14 protein-coding genes are annotated in these 17,296 nt (G+C 71.7%); 3 read left to right on the top strand and 11 right to left on the bottom strand.

Features of this window, described 5'->3' with window-relative positions; translation table 11 throughout:
- Positions 1 to 76: 76 nt before the first annotated feature.
- Complete coding sequence (locus tag ABZT06_RS17850) at positions 77 to 2,401, bottom strand: polysaccharide lyase 8 family protein (protein ID WP_355741223.1); 2,325 nt, start codon at positions 2,399 to 2,401, stop codon at positions 77 to 79.
- A gap of 134 nt (positions 2,402 to 2,535) precedes the next feature.
- Between ABZT06_RS17850 and ABZT06_RS17855 the strand changes: the two genes are divergently transcribed.
- On the top strand, positions 2,536 to 3,090 hold the full coding sequence (locus ABZT06_RS17855; RefSeq protein WP_355741225.1) for a YceI family protein: 555 nt from the start codon (positions 2,536 to 2,538) through the stop codon (positions 3,088 to 3,090).
- A 592-nt stretch (positions 3,091 to 3,682) separates the two neighbouring features.
- On the opposite strand, the gene ABZT06_RS17860 is transcribed toward ABZT06_RS17855, so the two are convergent.
- Positions 3,683 to 4,864, bottom strand: a complete 1,182-nt coding sequence (locus tag ABZT06_RS17860) for an FUSC family protein (RefSeq protein WP_355741227.1) — start codon at positions 4,862 to 4,864, stop codon at positions 3,683 to 3,685.
- 60 nt (positions 4,865 to 4,924) lie between these two features.
- On the opposite strand from ABZT06_RS17860, the gene ABZT06_RS17865 reads away from it, so the two are divergent.
- A complete protein-coding gene (locus tag ABZT06_RS17865) occupies positions 4,925 to 5,356 on the top strand; it encodes a MarR family transcriptional regulator (protein WP_355741229.1) in 432 nt (143 codons plus the stop codon).
- A 19-nt stretch (positions 5,357 to 5,375) separates the two neighbouring features.
- Here ABZT06_RS17865 and ABZT06_RS17870 read toward each other — a convergent pair whose 3' ends face one another.
- The 4 genes from ABZT06_RS17870 to ABZT06_RS17885 form a co-directional block, all read right to left on the bottom strand.
- Positions 5,376 to 6,773: a hypothetical protein gene (locus tag ABZT06_RS17870; RefSeq protein ID WP_355741231.1), complete on the bottom strand. Its 1,398-nt coding sequence runs from the start codon at positions 6,771 to 6,773 to the stop codon at positions 5,376 to 5,378.
- A 49-nt stretch (positions 6,774 to 6,822) separates the two neighbouring features.
- Positions 6,823 to 9,834: a glycoside hydrolase family 3 N-terminal domain-containing protein gene (locus ABZT06_RS17875; RefSeq protein ID WP_355741233.1), complete on the bottom strand. Its 3,012-nt coding sequence runs from the start codon at positions 9,832 to 9,834 to the stop codon at positions 6,823 to 6,825.
- 206 nt (positions 9,835 to 10,040) lie between these two features.
- Positions 10,041 to 11,645, bottom strand: coding sequence for a citramalate synthase (gene cimA, locus ABZT06_RS17880; protein WP_355741235.1), 1,605 nt, complete (start codon positions 11,643 to 11,645; stop codon positions 10,041 to 10,043).
- 310 nt (positions 11,646 to 11,955) lie between these two features.
- Entirely contained in the window at positions 11,956 to 12,666 is a 711-nt protein-coding gene (locus ABZT06_RS17885) for a hypothetical protein (RefSeq protein ID WP_355741237.1), read from the bottom strand.
- A 339-nt stretch (positions 12,667 to 13,005) separates the two neighbouring features.
- On the opposite strand from ABZT06_RS17885, the gene ABZT06_RS17890 reads away from it, so the two are divergent.
- Complete coding sequence (locus ABZT06_RS17890) at positions 13,006 to 13,185, top strand: hypothetical protein (RefSeq protein ID WP_355741239.1); 180 nt, start codon at positions 13,006 to 13,008, stop codon at positions 13,183 to 13,185.
- Between the two features lie 10 nt (positions 13,186 to 13,195).
- On the opposite strand, the gene ABZT06_RS17895 is transcribed toward ABZT06_RS17890, so the two are convergent.
- The 5 genes from ABZT06_RS17895 to ABZT06_RS17915 form a co-directional block, all read right to left on the bottom strand.
- A complete protein-coding gene (locus ABZT06_RS17895) occupies positions 13,196 to 13,357 on the bottom strand; it encodes a hypothetical protein (protein WP_355741241.1) in 162 nt (53 codons plus the stop codon).
- A gap of 37 nt (positions 13,358 to 13,394) precedes the next feature.
- Entirely contained in the window at positions 13,395 to 13,547 is a 153-nt protein-coding gene (locus ABZT06_RS17900) for a hypothetical protein (RefSeq protein ID WP_355741243.1), read from the bottom strand.
- Between the two features lie 120 nt (positions 13,548 to 13,667).
- On the bottom strand, positions 13,668 to 14,273 hold the full coding sequence (locus ABZT06_RS17905; RefSeq protein WP_355741245.1) for a TetR/AcrR family transcriptional regulator: 606 nt from the start codon (positions 14,271 to 14,273) through the stop codon (positions 13,668 to 13,670).
- Between the two features lie 15 nt (positions 14,274 to 14,288).
- Entirely contained in the window at positions 14,289 to 15,329 is a 1,041-nt protein-coding gene (locus ABZT06_RS17910; RefSeq protein WP_355741247.1) for an agmatine deiminase family protein, read from the bottom strand.
- Positions 15,330 to 15,346: 17 nt separating this feature from the next.
- Positions 15,347 to 17,056 (bottom strand): urease subunit alpha, encoded by a 1,710-nt coding sequence (locus ABZT06_RS17915; RefSeq protein WP_355741249.1) that lies wholly within the window; start codon positions 17,054 to 17,056, stop codon positions 15,347 to 15,349.
- Positions 17,057 to 17,296 lie beyond the last annotated feature (240 nt).

Consider the following 17,296-nt stretch of genomic DNA (forward strand, 5'->3'; position numbering starts at 1 on the left):
GACTGAACAGAACCCTGGAAGCATGCAGGCGTTCTGACTGCTCAGGGGGCCTGCCCCTTGTAGAGGTCGTACAAAGTCAGCGCGTGAGAGCCACCTCACATCCGTGTGTGGCGCATGCCGTCCCCGGAGTGACACGCAGGTGCAGCAGGCGGCCGGTGGCAAGCACCTCGACCGTGTCGTCGGCCCGGACGACCGAGCGCACGGGCCGGTTCCAGACGATCTCCAGCGGTTCGCCCGAACGGGGTGGCTCGCCGACGCAGAGGGTAGCGGTACGGCCGCTGTGGCGGACCAGCACGCTCGCCCCCGCCGACGCGGTGAGCGGACCCGCCGTACCGACTCGCCAGAAGTTCGCGGCGGTCAGGCCCAGGTGGTCGACGCGGACCGCCTGGCACGTGCTGTCGTTGGCGAGGACCGACAGCCAGTGCCGGTCGGCGGCGCGGGCGGCGACGGCTCGGCGGGAGGCGCCGGGCATCAGCACATAGGCGTACGAGGCGTCCACGGGGTCGGTGCCGTGGTCGAGCCAGAGGGTCTGCCAGCGCCGGGTGCGCCGTTCGGTCGTACTGGAGGTGTTGATGTCGGACCAGGCGCCGGTGCGGTCCTCGCGCAGGGCGCGCAGTCCGGCGGGGACGAGCCAGCCTCCGTGTCCCTCCAGATGGGCCCAGCCGCGCCCCCGTACGAAGGACTGGGTGCCGCCCTCCCCCAGGTTGCGGTTGTCGACGACCGTCTCGACCGGGACGCCGTCGGTACAGGTGATCCCCGCGCCGAGGCAGATCACCGCGTCCGCGACGCAGAACCATGACTTGCGGGCCTGAAGCGTCGACCCCAGCCCCTTGAGGTGCTGGCCGATCGCCGCGTACTCGCCGTCGGTCGTGCCGCCGACCCAGCGGACGTCCGGCTTGGGCTCGCCCCACTCGCCGCCGGCCCGGTCGGGGAGACGCTTGGTGGAGACGGTCGTGCCGGGGAGGCGGTACCAGTCGACGGTGGGCCAGTACCAGTCCGTGTACTGGTCGCTGCGGCCGTCCGCCCACCAGGAGACCATTCCGGCACCGGTGTGCCAGCCGCGCGGGTTCTCGCCGTTGCCGCATTCGTAGGCGGCGATCCGGTCGCTGGCCATGGCGATGTTCGCCACGAAGCCGGGGCGGCGATGGACGGCTCTGTCCATGGCGGCGAAGAGCGTGTGCCCGACCGGCTCGGGGGCGGCCGGGACGGGGGAGGCGGCCACCGCGTGCAGCCGGGCGAGGTCGGCCACCCCGAACTGACGTGCCGTCAGGATTGGGGTGACGGTGTCCCGTTCGATCCAGCCCTTCACCAGGCCGTGCCAGCGGGACCGCTCCTGCCCGCTCGCCCCGCCCGCGAGCAGCGCGATGGCGGCGATGATCCCCTGGCCGTGGAAGTGGTCGCCGCGCATGACGTGGCGGTCGTCGCTCTTCAGGTAACCGCGGCTGATGGCGCGGCCGTTGACGCTGTCCATCACCAACCCGTCGTGGATCAGCGGGGCGTAGGCGTGCTCGACGCTGTCGAGGACGGTCTGCCTGTTCGGGTCGGTCACCTCCCACTCGGAGCCGGCGAGCAGGGCGAAGAGGCGGCCCAGACCGTCGAGCACGACCTGGCCGTAGGTGCCGGAGTAGGCGACCCAGGTGTGCTGGACGAAGGAGCCGTCGGCGTGGAGGCCGTCGCCCTTCGTGACGTACGGGAAGACCGGCGAGAGGGCGTCCCGGGCGAGGGCGATCCGGTCGGGGGCCCTGCCGAGGATGCCGCGCAGGGCGACGGAGCGGCACAGGTCGACGCGGTTGGCGCCGGTGGAGGTACCGGAGTAGTCGGTGAGCATGGTGTCGGGGATGAAGTGGTCGACGGCGGCGCAGGCCGCGGCCTTCTGGGCGCCCGTGAGGTGGTCGTGGAGGGCGGCCGCGGTGTCCATGAGGAGGCGGGGGCTGCCGATCTGCCATTCCCACCAGTTGCCGTAACGGGTGGTGGCGGGGTGGTAGACGGTGGCGGAGAGGTGGTCGAGGCCGCCGAGGACGTCCGCGAGGAGCGTCTCGTCGCCGGTCGAGCCGGTGCCCCGCTGGAGGTAGGCCTGGGTCATGGTCCACAGGCGGCTGTAGCTGTGGGTGATGCCGGCCGGGGGGTCGTAGGGCAGGCCGGCCCAGAGGGAGGTGGGTGTCGGGACCATGGTGGCGCGAAAGCCGCGGGCGAGGTCGCCGGTCTCGGCGAGGCGGGAGGCGTACGGCTCCGACGCCGGGTCGTAGCCGGTGCCGAGGGCGATGTCGAGCCAGCGCCTGCGGAGGGTGTCGTAGGGGTCGGCCGCGGCGGCGTGGGCGGGCGGGGCGGCCGTCAGGAGCGCCGCCGCGAGTAAGACGGCTCTGCGGGTGGGTCGTACGAGGGCTCTGCGTTGCGGGTTCATACCGGGGCGTGTACCACCGCGAGGCAATCACGCCAACACTTCGCGGATGATGTTGAAACCTGTAGGGAATAGGTCTACGGTCGTTCCCGTTGAGTAGTTCAACATTCAACATCATCCCTTCCAGGAGCCTCGTCATGACGAACACCGACCTGACCGCACTGACCGGCGACTACACCATCGACGCCGCCCACTCCACGATCGGCTTCACCGTCCGGCACGCCATGGTCACCAACGTCAAGGGCAAGTTCGACGACTTCAGCGGCACGCTGCACCTGGACGGCGGCGACCCGTCCGCGTCGACGGCCTCCATCGACGTCAAGATGGACAGCATCGACACCGGGTCGGCGGACCGTGACGGGCACCTGAAGAGCGCGGACTTCTTCAAGATCGATGAGTTCCCGACGATGACCTTCCGCTCCACCAAGGCGGAGGCGCTCGGCGACGAGGACTACCGCATCACCGGCGACCTGACGATCCTCGGCACCACCAAGCCGCTCACCATCGACCTCGAGTTCAACGGCGCCGCGAAGGACCCCTTCGGCAACGAGCGCGTGGGCTTCGAGGGCAAGGCGGAGATCAAGCGCTCCGAGTGGGGCCTGACCTGGAACGCGGCCCTGGAGACGGGTGGCGTGCTGATCTCCGACAAGATCAAGCTGACCTTCGACATCTCCGCGATCAAGAACGCCTGAGTCCTCCCCACCCAGCAGGTGCGCCGGTAAAACGCGGGGCGACGGAAAGCGTACGTCCGTCGCCCCAGAAGGTGAGCGCGGTCACCGCGCCGGTAGCGCTCGCCGTCGGGTCGGACGCGGTGCCGCCCAGCACGCCGAGACGCGTGTCGCGACCTCGACGCCGATGCCGCGTGTGGCCCTTGGCCAGGCGGCGCGGTGATCGACGCCGGGGCGGGTACCGGTCGCCGATGCGGGTGAGTGCGGGGCCGGTCGCGGTGGCCTTGGTGGCCGTAGCGCTCAACCGGCGTGCGCCGCGCGGTCGTACTCGCGCATCATGGCCCGTATGACCAACGCTCCCGCCTGGATCACCGTCGCGTCGTACGAGAACGTCCGCGGCCGCCCGACTCCCCTGGCCGCCGTGCGGGCTTGACTGCGGGACCGCGGGATCGACTGGATGCCCTTCGCCGTCGAGCGCGAGGTGCGGTTCGGTCTCGCGTGCGGGCCCGGGGAGGACGGGCGGTGGCGGGGGTGGTTCACGGTGGAGGTGGCCGCGGAGGCGCTGTGGCGGCTCGGGTTGCATCCTGGTCAGCCGTCCTCCGTGGCCGACGGGCCCTCACCGCCGGGATGGTGGCATGCCGCCGGAGAGCGGTACGCCCTCGTCCGTCGGCTGTCCTGAGCTGCGCCGGACCTCAGGGCGCCCGGGCTCGGCTGGGTCTCCCGTGGTCCGGCCCGCCTCGTTCGGCCGTACGCCACCCGGTCTCGCCGCTCGCCGTTTCGGGACCGGCAGCAGCCACCACGCCGATGCCACTGTCAGTGCCGCGCCGACCGCGATCGCCGCGAGGCGGACGGGCAGGAGGCTTGTCGCGTCCTGGCCGAACCAGCCCAGGAGGAGGGACAGGGCGGTGGTCATTCCGGCCGCCCAGTAGGCATAGGTGAGGGGGCGCAGCCACAGGGCGATGGCCAGGACCGTGAACATCAGGGCCACCGAGACCGGGCCGGTGATCCCCGCCGCGGCGACACCGGCCGCCAGCACAGTGCCCGCGCAGGCCCCCGCGAGGCGCTCGATCCCCTTGCGCACGACGTCCGTTCGGCCGCGGTTGCCGCTCGCGGCGACGTACGCCGTCAGGACCGCCCAGGGCCAGTGGTCGCCGAAGAGGAGCCGGCCGGCGACGAAGGCGGCGGCGATCGCGGCCGCCAACTGCAACGCCATGCGGGTACTCGGGCGCGGACGGAGCCGGGTCGGGCGGCGGGGCGCGGGGTTCGGCGGCTCGGGATCGGGGCGCCAGGGGCCGTAGCGGTCTCCCAGCCCCTGCACCAGCCACACGCAGCACACCGCGAGCACCCCGATCAGTGCTGCCCAGGCCCAACTCACCAGCGCCCCCTGCGCCTTGGGCGGCAGCGCCGGTCCGGGGACGACCAGGAGGGCGACCAGCGGGAGGGTCATCAGGGTGCCCGCCTTCGTGGCGGTGGTGCCGTAGCGGCGGATCCAGACGGGGGCCGAGATCGCGGCCGTGAAGACCGCCGCGCCGACGACATAGTGCGCCGCGATCAGCCGGCCGAGGAGGATCGAGACCGCCGCCGTCGCGGGCAGCAGGGCGAGCGCGACGAGACGGCGGCGGGTGTCCGCGGTGCGCTGGGTTCTGGCCAGGGTGAGGGTCAGGGCGACCGCGAGGACGAGGACGTCGGTGTGCAGCCCGCCGACCGCCTCCAGGCAGAGGGCGAGGGCCCAGCACAGCAGCACCGACGTCATGGTCAGAGCGGCTTCGTACGCGTTGCGTATGAGTTTCACCGTCACCTAGCGAGATTACGGCCATCTAGCGGTCCAAGGTAGTAAGTATTCGCGTACGATCCCTCCATGGATCGCCTCTCCTCCGCCGCCCGCGTCCGCCGGGGCGTCGTACGACTGAACCGGCGGCTTCGGCAGGAGCGCGGTGACGGCAGCCTCCCCCCGAGCCAGTTGGAGGTGCTCGGGCATCTGCACCGGCACGGGCCCGCCACCCCCGGTGAGGTCGCGGCGGCGCTGCGGCAGCGGCCGCAGTCGCTCACCCGGGTCTTCGCCGAACTGGAGGCGGAGGGGCTGCTGGCGCGCGAGGCCGGGACCGTGGACCGGCGTCAGTCAGTGCTGTCCGTCACGGAGACGGGGCGGCTGGCGCTGGAGCGGGACATGGCCGAGCGGGACGCCTGGCTGGCAACGGCGCTGGCGTCCTTGAGCCCGACCGAGCGCGGGGTGCTGGAACTGGCCGCGGAGTTGATGGAGCGGGTCGCCGACGCCGAGACGTCTGGCTGACGACCGTGCGGACCGTCGCTCAGAACCCTCCCCCGCCGAAGTCCCCTCCCCCTCCACCGAAGTCCCCACCGCCGCCGAAGTCGCCGCCACCACCGAAGTCGCCGAAGTCCCCGGAGTCGAAGTCCGAGCCGGAGAGGTCTCCGCCGTCGTAGCCACCGCCGAAGTCGCCGTAACCGGAGCCGTAGTCGGCCGCGTAGGCGGGCGTGGCCATCATGCTGCCGAGGACCGTGCCGACCAGGAGCCCGGGGAGGAGGCCGCCGCCGAAGTAGCCGCCGGCCCAGGGGCCGTATGCCGGGCCCGCGTCCCAGTAGGGGCGGCGGCCCTGGTCGGTGTCGACCTCGCGCATCACCGGGTCGCGGCCGTCGGCCAGGCGGGTGGCGTCCGCGGCGCAGACCGGGACCTCGCGCGGGGCACCGCCCGGCGGCGTCCAGGTGGCGTCGGTGACCGAGGGACCGTGGCGGGGGTCGAAGAAGCAGGGGACCCGGCGCTCGGGCAGCGTCCGGTGTTCACGCCGCGCCGCGAGCTGGGCCAGCGAGAAACGGCCGTCCTCCAGGGTCCGGGTGACCGCCCGTACGTCCTCGGGTCTCGTGGCCGCCCCCATGAACGACTTCGCCTGCTCGTACGCGTCCAGCGCGCGCTCGTAGTCCGCGCGCATCGCGTCGTCGGCGCCCGCCTCCGCCGGGTGGAAGTCCAGCCGGTCCAGCTCCTCGCCGAACGCCGTGATGTCCTCGTCCACCACCACCCGCAGCTTCTCCAGCGCGGCCCGCTGCTCCTCCGCGTGCCGGCGCCGGTTGCGCCGCACCAGCGTGTACGCGCCCGCGCCGCCCGCCACGAGCACCGCGCCGACCGTGATCAGTGCCGTGGACGAGACGCCGCCTCCGTCGTCCGCGGACCGCCAGGTCGAGGGGGCCGAGCCGCCCATGTTGGTGACCGCGGCGGCGGTGAAGTCGTTCAGCTGGGCGCGGGTGTCCTCGCCCCCGACGGTGGTCACCAGGTTCCGTACGGCCGCCTTCGGCAGGACCGAGGAGTCGGCGCGGGCGTCGAAGGCGTCGCCCAGCCGGACCGCGTAGACGCCGGTGATGCCGGTCGCCGTACGCAACTTGGTGAACAGGTCCTTCTTCGGGTAGTCGGCGGGCAGCACCGCGACGAACAGCGGCCTGTCCGCCTTGGTGATCCGGTCCGCGAGGGCGTCCGCGTCCTTGGCGGACAGCTGGGCCGCGGCGGCCGGATCGACGTACACGGGACTCTTGCGGAGGGCCTGGCCGATCACCGAGACGCTGGTGTCGGTGACGGTGCCCGTCGTGGCCGAGGCGGGCGGGGCGCCCGCCGCCAGGACGGCGAGGGCCGCGACCACCAGGGCGAACAGCAGCCCCGGAAGGCTTCGGGTGCGTACCAGGGCCTGCGCGGTGGCCTTCATACTTCGACGCTACCCGAAGCCCTCCGAAAGCGGCCTCTCCGGCCGCCCCTCAGGCCGCCCGATACGCCTCCGTCAGCTTCCGCACCGCCTCTGCGTAGCGCCCGGTCAGAAGGAGGTGATCGGCGTCGGCGAAGGGCGCCGCGACGGCGGCCGTCATCCGCCGGTCCGCCTTCCGCTGGACGATCAGCCGGGCCTTCTCGACGAGCGCGCGGCCGCGGTCGCCGGCACCGGCCCGCTCGGCGGTCCTGGCGGCGGTTTCGAGCGCCCTGAGCGTGGCCGCCCCGCCCTCCGGGACCTTGGTGAGCGTGGTCAGGCCCCAGCCGTACGGGAACTGCGGGTCATAGGTCGGGTCGCCCACGTTGATCGGCAGCTGGGCCTGCGACCTGGGCCAGGTGACCGGCAGCCGGCCGGTGAAGGCACGTCTGCCGTACAGGACGTCCGCGACGCCCTCGCCCTCGGTCCCCGGCAGCCAGGAGGCGACCAGGGCGTCGATGTCGCCCAACTGGTCGCCGATGAGCTGCGGCCTCCCGGAGACGATCAGCACCGCGCACTTCATGGCCGCGCACACCTTGTCGACGGCTGCCCGGTCGGCTGCGGACAGCTGCAGGTCATGGCCGTTGCCGACGTCCCCGACACCCTCGGCGTAGGGGGTCTCACCGACGACGACCACGCCGACGTCGTAGCCGCCGGTCGGGGCGGACGCGTCCTTGGAGTAGGTCAGCGCCGAGGAGTTCTCGCGCATCGCCTCCAGGATCGTCGTGCCGGGGGTGATGTCGCCGGAGGAGCCCTGCCAGGTGACGGTCCAGCCGCCGCTCTGGTTGCCGATGTCGTCGGCGTCGGACCCGGCGACGTAGACCTTCTGCGACTTCTTGAGCGGCAGGAGCCCGCCGCTGTTCTTCAGCAGCACCTGCGACTCGGCAACCGCCTCGCGCGCCACGGCCCGGTGCCCGGCGGAACCGATCCTCGAAGCGCCGCTCGTGTCGGCGTACGGCTTCTCGAAGAGCCCCAGCCTGAACTTCTGCGTGAGGATGCGGGACACGGCGTCGTCGATCCGCCGCTCACTGACGCGCCCGGCCCGCACCTCCTCGATGAGCGCGGTGTGGAAGTCCTTGTAGGCGTAGGGGGCCATGACCATGTCGACACCGGCGTTGACGGAGGTCCGGACGTCGGAGGCGTAGTCCCCGGGGATCTGGTCGATGCCGTTCCAGTCGCTGATGACGAAGCCGCCGAAGCCGAGCCTGTTCTTCAGGACCCCGTTGATCATGTCGGCGCGGGCGTGCATCTTCACCGGGCCCAGGCCGTCGCCCACGAGGTCGAGCGAGGAGTACGACGGCATGACCGTGCCGACACCCCGGTCCACCGCGCTCTTGTACGGCGCGAGGTGGATCGCCTCCAGTTGCTTTCGGGTGACCGTGGTGACGCCCTGGTCGATGGTGTAGGTGCCGGTGGTGGAGGAGCCGTACGCGGTGCCGCCGTCGCCGACGAAGTGCTTGGCGGTGGCGAGGACCTTGTCGTCGTCCTTCAAATCCCGTCCGTCGCGGGCGCCTTGGAGGCCCTGGATGACCGTCTCCATGGACTCGACGAGGGCCGGGTCCTCACCGAAGGACTCGTAGGAGCGGCCCCAGCGTTCGTCGCGGGTGACGCAGAGACAGGGCGCGAAGTCCCAGGGGATGCCGGTGGCCCGGACCTCGGCGGCGGTGACCGCTGCCGTCCGCTCGGCGAGCCGGGGATCGCGGGTCGCCCCGATGCCGATGTTGTGCGGCATGACCGTGGCGCCGACCAGGTTGTTGTGGCCGTGCACGGCGTCGACCCCGTAGATGAGCGGGATCTGGAACCGGGTCGCCCGCGCCCGGAGCTGGAAGGAGTCGATCATCCTCGCCCAGGCCCCGGGCGTGTTGGGCGTGGGGGTCGAGCCGCCGCCGGAGAGCAGCGAGCCGAGGTCGGCGGTGGTGATGTCGGCCCCGGTTCCGACGGCTCCGCGCTCGGCCTGGGTCATCTGGCCGGTCTTTTCCGCGAGGGACATGCGGGAGAGGAGGTCGGCGACGCGCTTCTTCACCGGCAATTTGTCGTTCAGATACGGCAGCCCGTGCGCGTCGATGACGACCTGCGGGGTCTCGGCGGGGGCCTTGGCGCCGGTGACGGTGAGCCTGAGGGGGATGGTCTCGGCGGTCTCGGCGGCGGCCTTGTCCCTGCGGGTGGGCACCTGGATCGTCCGCGTGGTGCCGGAGGCGGTGCCCGCCGGGAAGGTGAACTCGCCCTTGAGCGGGGGGTGGTCGGTGTCCGAGGCCGTGCCGCCCGTCGTCTCGTAGGCGACCGTCACGGGCTCGTCGATCGGGGCGGATCCGGTGGTGGCGACGGTGACCTTCACGTGGGCCGTGCCGCCCTCCCGCACGGGGTACACCGCGGCGTCGGTGAGTACCGAGGCGCGCAGTGACTGGTCGGCCCTGCCGTACAACTCGACGCCGTCCATGGCGAACCGACCGGGCGCGCCGACGGGGAGGGTGACGGCGTACCCCCATATCCCGGTGAGTCCGAGGACGTGGTCGATCCCTCCGACGGGCTGGTAGTCGGTCCGGTACGCGAAGTCGGTGAAGGGGATCTCGATCTGCTTCCAGCCGGTGAAGTCGTCGGTGAAAGAGGTCGTCCACAGCTCGGAGGCCTCGCCGTTCGCGCCGCCGTCCTTGAGCTCGAAGGCGACCTTCCTGCCGTTGTCCTGGCCGTCCCACCAGAAGCGGACGCCCTGGTGGGCGGACCAGTCGTGGGCGGGTTCGGCGAAGGCGAAGTCGTGCGTGAAGCCGCCGTAGCCGCTGATGTCGTAGGAGCCGGAGAGGACCTGGTCGCCCTCGGGGGCGTCGTCTCGGGGGCTCAGCCGCAGAGTCGGGGGGTCGTCGGTGTCGCCGCCCCAGGGGAAGATGCCGCCTGCCGGCGGGTTGGCGAAGGGGACTTCGCCCTCGAAGCGGTCCACGGGGACCGGGGGCGGGTCGTCGGCGGCCCGGGCGACGGCCAGGGGCAGCAGGGAGGTGAGCAGGGCGGCGGAGACGAGCAGGGCGGTTCTTCGCATGGACCTTCCCTCGGCTCTCAGGGTTCACACAGGACTTACCTCACGGCGTGAGTGAACTGAGAGCACGCAAGTCCGTCAAGACATCGCGTCGGCCATTGCGTCGCAGGCGCACCAGCCCGCCCCTCCCTGCGACCCGGTCAGGTCCTGGTGGGAGACCGGGCGGTGGGCCTCGGCGATTCGGAAGCTCGCCGAGGCCGCTGCCGGGGTTACTCGGCCGGCTCGACGCCCGCGCGGAGCAGACCGTAGGTGTACGCGTCCTCCAGGGCCTGCCAGGACGCCGCGATCACGTTCTCCGCGACGCCCACCGTCGACCACTCACCCGTGCCGTCCGACGTGGAGATCAGGACACGGGTCGTGGACTGGGTGCCGTGGACGCCCTCCAGGATGCGGACCTTGTAGTCGACGAGGTCGAGCTTGGCGAGCTGGGGGTAGATCTTCTCCAGGGCCACACGCAGGGTGCGGTCGAGGGCGTTGACCGGGCCGTTGCCCTCCGCCGTGGCGACGATGCGCTCGCCCTTGGCGAAGAGCTTGACCGTGGCCTCGTTGGCGTGGGTGCCGTCGGGGCGGTCCTCCACGATCGCGCGCCAGGACTCGACGCCGAAGTACTTCAGGGGCTTGCCCTGGACCTCGGCGCGCAGGAGCAGTTCGAAGGAGGCGTCCGCCGCCTCGTACGTGTAGCCCTTGAGCTCGCGCTCCTTGACGCGCTCGACGACCCGGCCGACCAGTTCGCGGTCGCCGCCGAGGTCGATGCCGAGCTCCTTGCCCTTGAGCTCGATCGAGGCGCGGCCCGCCATGTCGGAGACCAGCATCCGCATGGTGTTGCCGACCTGCTCGGGGTCGATGTGCTGGTAGAGGTCCGGGTCGACCTTGATCGCGGAGGCGTGCAGGCCGGCCTTGTGGGCGAAGGCGGAGACGCCGACGTAGGGCTGGTGGGTGGAGGGGGTGAGGTTGACGACCTCGGCAATGGCGTGGGAGATGCGGGTCATCTCGCGCAGCTTGCCCTCCGGGAGGACCTTCTTGCCGTACTTCAGCTCCAGGGCGGCGACGACCGGGAAGAGGTTGGCGTTGCCGACGCGCTCGCCGTAGCCGTTCGCCGTGCACTGGACGTGGGTCGCGCCCGCGTCGACGGCGGCCAGGGTGTTGGCCACCGCGCAGCCGGTGTCGTCCTGGGTGTGGATGCCGAGGCGGGCGCCGGTGTCCGCGAGGACGGTCGCGACGACCGCCTGGACCTGGGCCGGGAGCATGCCCCCGTTGGTGTCGCAGAGGATGACGACGGAGGCGCCGGCCTCGGAGGCGGCCCGTACGACGGCCTTCGCGTACTCCGGGTTCGCGCGGTAGCCGTCGAAGAAGTGCTCGCAGTCGACGAAGACCCGGCGGCCCTGCTCCTTCAGGAAGGCGACCGTGTCGCGGACCATCTCCAGGTTCTCCTCCAGCGTCGTCCGGAGCGCGAGTTCGACGTGCCGGTCGTGCGACTTGGCGACCAGGGTGATCACGTCAGCGCCGGAGTCCAGGAGGGCCTTGACCTGCGGGTCCTCGGAGGCCTTGGCGCCGGCGCGGCGGGTCGCGCCGAAGGCGACGAGCTGGGCGTGCTTGAAGTCGATCTCCTGGCGGGCGCGGGCGAAGAACTCGGTGTCCCGCGGGTTGGCGCCGGGCCAGCCGCCCTCGATGAAGCCCACGCCGAAGTCGTCCAGGTGCCGTGCGATGGCCAGCTTGTCCGCGACGGTCAGGTTGATGCCCTCCCGCTGGGCGCCGTCGCGCAGGGTGGTGTCGAAGACGTGGAACTGATCGTCGAGCTCGCTGGTTGCGGTCATGGTCTCAAGGCTCCTGAGGATTTGGTCTCGGTCGTACCGGAATGACCGGCTCCACCGCCCCCACATATTCCCTCGCGCTCTCGCCTCCGGCTGCGGGTGGGCCAGAAAAAGCGAAAAACCCCTCGCGGGTGCGAGAGGTCTGCGCGCGGGTCGAGGACGACGGTGTCCACCCGTACCTGGTCGTACGTGGCGGTCACTGCGGACCGGCGCGCCTGCTGCCAATAATCATGGCGAACGAGAGCACGGGGGAATTCTGGCACAGACCGCCCCCGTGCTCACCCTCCGTCTCAGGATGCGAGCACTGTGCTGCTCATCGGAGGTGTCGTACGAACGCGTCGGCACCGTCGTTGGTGTCGCCGGCCGGGATCAGCGTCGGGTCTGAGGACCGGAAGAGGATCCGGCGGGCCCCGTCGGCGATCCCGCCCGGGAGGACGTCGGCCGTCGCGGTGCCGCCGGTGGTGTCCGGGGTGACCAGGGTGGTGGTGCCCTTCCTCAGGTCCCGCAGATAGACGGGGTACTCCTTGCCGTACCGGCTGCCGGGCTCGGTCACCTCCGACGTGAACGTGAGGTAGCGGCCGTCCGCGCTGATGGCCGCGTTCCGGGTGTAGACCTCGCCGGCACCGCCCTGGGTGCCGTGGACGCGCTGGTTGGTGCCGGTGCGGAGGGTGTGCACGAACACGTTCCAGCTGCCGTCGGTGTCGCCGGGGACCAGGTGGGTGTCCCGGGACTCGAAGACGACCGTACGGCCGTCGCCGCTGATGAACGGGTTCAGCGACTCCTTCTCGGTCCCCGAGCCGTCGTAGGAGCGGTCGATCTGGGTGTGCTCGCCCGTGCGGCGGTTGTACATCCAGACGTCGCCCCAGTCGTCGCCGCGCGGGCCATTGGCGTAGTGGTACTGGTAGACGATGCGGCGCCCGTCGTCGCTGACCGTCGGCTGGGAGGCGCTCCGCGGCTCCCAGGTCGGTTTGGGCCGGCTGATCCGCTCGGTGGTGCCCCTGACGCGGTCGCGCAGGAAGACCACGCCGGTGTGCTCGGTGGTGTCCTGGAGCGTGTAGACGGGGACCGGCCGTCGGGACTGACGGAGATCTCGGCGGGCCGCCCGCCGAAGCCCTCGGGGACCTCGATCCCGAATCCGACCCGCTTGCCGGTGTCGATGCCGGCGATCCACACCTCCGAGGAGTCCGCGCGGTACTCGACATAGACGTAGCGGCCGTCGTCCAGGACGGCCACCAGGCCCCCGAAGCCCACGAAGCGGAGCTTGCCGGTGTGCGGGTCGCGCAGGTACATACCGCCGTGCGGCACGTGGGGATCCAGGTCCTCGGCATCCGAACTCAGGGCGATGTGGCGGCCGTTGCGGCTGATGACCGCGGTACGCGTCTCGCCGTTCCCCGCCTTCCCCTCCGGGGTGACGCTCACCGGCTCGGTGTACGGGGCCCTGGGTGCGGCGCTCGCCGCGGGCCCCGTGAGTGCCGCGGCGGCGAGCGCCGCCACCAGCGCGGCCACAAGGCGCTTCCTGCTGTGCATGGTTGTTCCCCCGTGATCGGTCGTCGTCATTGCACTGTCCTCAGGAACACGTCCGACACCCCGTTGGTGTCCCCCTCCACCAGATCGGGTGACGCCGACTCGAACGCGACGACCGTGCCGTCGGCGTTGAACGAGGCGTCGTCCGAGGATCCGTCGGCCTGGACGGTGGTGCCGGCCAGGGCGAGCACTACTGCCGCTCCAGCAGGGCTCTTGAGGGACAGGACATCAGCGGGCCCCCCACCGGAAGACGTCGTGCACGCCGTTGGTGCCGTCGGCGGCGGTGCCGACACGGCCGGCTCGCGGTGCGGCGGATGCGGTGGTTGCGGTGAACGCGGCGAGCAAGGCCGCGCCCAAGAGACATGCGGCGGCTCTGGACATGTTCCCCCCTGGGATCCCCGTTGACGCACTGCCCCCGGCCACGCGCCGAGGGCTCACGAGGCAAACGCACCAGCGACCACAGGGTCAATCGGCCTTATTGCGTACAACCCGGGCGGAAGGTCACGCGTCAGCGAGGAGGCTCTCGTCGAGGAACTCCCGCACATGGCCGAGAACCGTCGTCCGGTCCGTCCCGCGCAGCCCGATCGCCACGTGGATGGAGAAGCCGTCCAGGAGGGCCCGCAGCCGGGCCGCAAAACGGTCCGCGTCGACCGCGTGGAACTCCCCCCGCGAGACCCCCTCCGCGAGCAGCGCGACCAGGTCGCGGTGCCAGGCGCCCTCGATCGCGGCCTGCCGGTCGCGGGCGGCCGCGTCGACGGCAGCGCTCTGCGAGCGGTTCCAGACCTCCAGCCAGAGGGTCCAGTGCGGGTCGCGGTGCCCGTCGGGGACGTACAGGTCGACGTAGGCGTCCAGCCGTTCGCGGGCGGTCGCCGTGCGGGTGAGCAGCAGGGCACGCTCGGCGCCGAGCCGTCCCTCGCTCCACTCCAGGGTCTGGAGCAGCAGTTCGTCCTTGGAGCGGAAGTAGTAGAGGAGGTGGCCGCTGCTCATGCCGACCTCGCGGCCGAGCGCGGCCATGGTGAGCTTCTCCAGGCCCCGCTCGGCGATCATCTCCATGGCCGCGGCGAGGACCTGCTCGCGGGGCGGGGCCTGTCTGCGGCCACCGGCCATGTGCCACTCCTCGAACTAGATCCTCGGCTGCTGCTGGGTGATGCAGTGGATGCCGCCACCGCCCGCGAAGATCGTACGGGCGTCGACCGGTGTCACCGTGCGGTCCGGGAACAACCGCCGGAAGATCCCGGCGGCGAGCTCGTCGCGCGGGTCGTCGAAGGCGCAGAGCACGACGCCGCCGTTGCAGAGGTAGTGGTTGATGTAGGAGTGGTCGACCCAGTGGCCGTCGGCCTCCAGGACGGTGGGCGCGGGCACCTCGACGACCTCCAGACGCCGCCCACGCGCGTCCGTCGCGGACCTCAGCAGGCCTACGACCTCCTTGGTCACCTCGTGGTCCGGGTGCGCCGGGTCCGGCTGGACGTGCGCCACGACCACGCCCGGGCGGGCGAAGGCGGCGACGATGTCGACGTGGCCCTGGGTGCCGTAGGTGCCGTAGTCGCCGGTCAGGCCGCGCGGGAGCCAGATGGCCCTGGTGGTGCCGAGCCTGGCGTGGATCTCGGCCTCGACCTGCTCGCGGGTCCAGCCGGGGTTGCGGCCGGCGCCGAGCTGGACGGTGTCGGTGAGCAGGACGGTGCCCTCGCCGTCGACGTGGATCGCGCCACCCTCGTTGACCAGCGGGCTGCTCAGCACCGGCACCCCGGCGAGGTCGGCGACCTGGCGGGCGATCTTGGAGTCGTGCTCCCAGCGGGCCCAGTCCTGACCGCCCCAGCCGTTGAACACCCAGTCCACGGCGGCCAGTCGGCCTTCCTCGTCCTTGACGAACGTGGGGCCGATGTCGCGCATCCACGCGTCGTCGAGTTCGCGCTCCACGAGTTCGACGTCCGGTCCGAGCAGTGCGCGCGCGGACTCGGCGTGGCCGGGTCCGTGCACCATCGTCACCGGCTCGAAGCGCCGGACCGCGCGGGCCACGAACGCCCAGGCGGCTCGGGCCGCGGCCAGTTCCCCGTCGTCGGTGAAGGTCGGGTTGGGGCCGGGCCAGGCCATCCAGGTGCGTTCGTGCGGGGCCCATTCGGGGGGCATGCGGTAGGTGACGCGGTGGGTCGTGCCGTGGGTCATCGGGGGTCCTACAAGTCCTAGAGAAAGTACAGGCGGTTGAGGGAGACGGATTCGGCCGGCTCGGAGTGCAGCGGTTCTCCGTCCAGCGTCACCAGGCCGGTGCGCTGGTCGACGTCCACCGCTCCGGTACGGGAGTTGCGGCGCAGGTCGGCCGGGCCGATGCCGCGGGTGCCGCGTACGGCGACCCTTCTCCTGCGGCTCGGCAGCCGGTCGTTGCCCTGGTCGAGGGCCGCCTGGGCGACGAAGGCGACGGAGATCTCGGCGGGGGTGGCGCCGTGCGCGCCGAACTGCGGTCCCAGGACAAGGGGTTCGCAGGTGTCGGTGGCCGCGCCGGGGTCGCCGACCACGCCGTAGGCCGGGAAGCCGGACTTCAGGACGAGTTGCGGCTTGGCGCCGAAGTACTCCGGCCGCCACAGCACGAGGTCGGCCAGCTTGCCGACCTCGAGGGAACCGACCTCGTGCGAAAGTCCGTGTGCGATGGCGGGGTTGATGGTCAGTTTGGCGATGTAGCGCAGCACGCGCTCGTTGTCGTGCTCCTCGGGCGCGCCGAACTCGGCCTTCATCTTCCCGGCCATCGCGAAGGTACGGCGGACCGTCTCACCGGCACGCCCCATGCCCTGCGCGTCCGACGAGGTGATCCCGATCGCGCCCAGGTCGTGCAGCACGTCCTCGGCGCCCATGGTCCCGGCGCGGATGCGGTCACGGGCCATGGCGGCGTCGCCGGGCAGGTCGGTCTTGAGGTCGTGGACGGAGACGATCATGCCGTAGTGCTCGGCGACGGCGTCCCGGCCGAAGGGCAGGGTGGGGTTGGTGGAGGAGCCGATGACGTTCGCGACTCCGGCCATCTTCAGCACGTTCGGGACGTGTCCGCCGCCGCAGCCCTCGATGTGGAAGGCGTGGATCGTACGGCCCTCCAGCACCTTCAGGGTGTCCTCGACGGACAGGCACTCGTTCAACCCGTCGCTGTGCAGGGCGACTTGGACGTCGTGCTCCTCGGCCACCCGGAGCGCGGTGTCCAACGCGCGGGTGTGGGCGCCCATGTCCTCGTGCACCTTGAAGCCGCTCGCCCCGCCTTCGGCCAGTGCCTCGGTCAGGGGGGCCGGCGCCGATGACGAACCCCGGCCCAGGAAGCCGACGTTGACCGGCCAGGCGTCGAAGGCACCGAACGCGTGCCCCAGCGCCCAGGGCGAGTTGACCCCGACGCCCCACACGGGCCCGAACTCCTGCCCGATGATCGTGGTCACCCCGGACGCCAACGACGCCTCCATGATCCGCGGCGACAGCAGATGGACATGGGTGTCGACGGCCCCCGCGGTGGCGATGAGCCCCTCGCCGGACACGATGGAGGTCCCGGTGCCGACGACGACGTCGACCCCGTCGAGGGTGTCGGGGTTCCCGGCCCGTCCGATGGAACAGATCCGTCCTTCCCGTATCCCGATGCTGACCTTCCGGATCCCCTGCACGGCGTCGATCACGACGACATTGCTGACGACGACGTCACAGGTCTCCCGCACGGCGGCGGCCTTGAGGTGCAGCCCGTCACGCGCGGTCTTCCCGAACCCCGCGAGGAACTCGTCGCCGTAGCGCTGCGCGTCCTCCTCGACCCGGATCACCAGCCCGGAGTCACCGAGACGCACGCGGTCGCCGGCACGGGGGCCGTGGGTGGCGGCGTACTCGTGGGGCGTGAGACGACGAGCCTCGGCGGGGTGCCCCGCGGGGCGGCTCATCGGACGACCCCATCGCCGAGCCCACCCAGGCGGGCAGAGCCCGCGGCACAGCGCAACGCCTGCTCGCGGGCACCCTGCTCGTCAAGGACCAGGCAGCGCGACCAGGCCGGACGACCGCTTGCGGGGCGGCGCATCGGACGGCCCCCTTCGTCCAGCACACCCACGTGGCCACAGACCGCAGCACAACGCAACGCCTGCTCGCGGGCAGCGAGATCGCGGGCCCCGGTGAGGTGGCTCGCG

Origin of the sequence: Streptomyces sp. NPDC005483, assembly GCF_040606035.1 — a bacterium.
GTDB lineage: Bacteria > Actinomycetota > Actinomycetes > Streptomycetales > Streptomycetaceae > Streptomyces.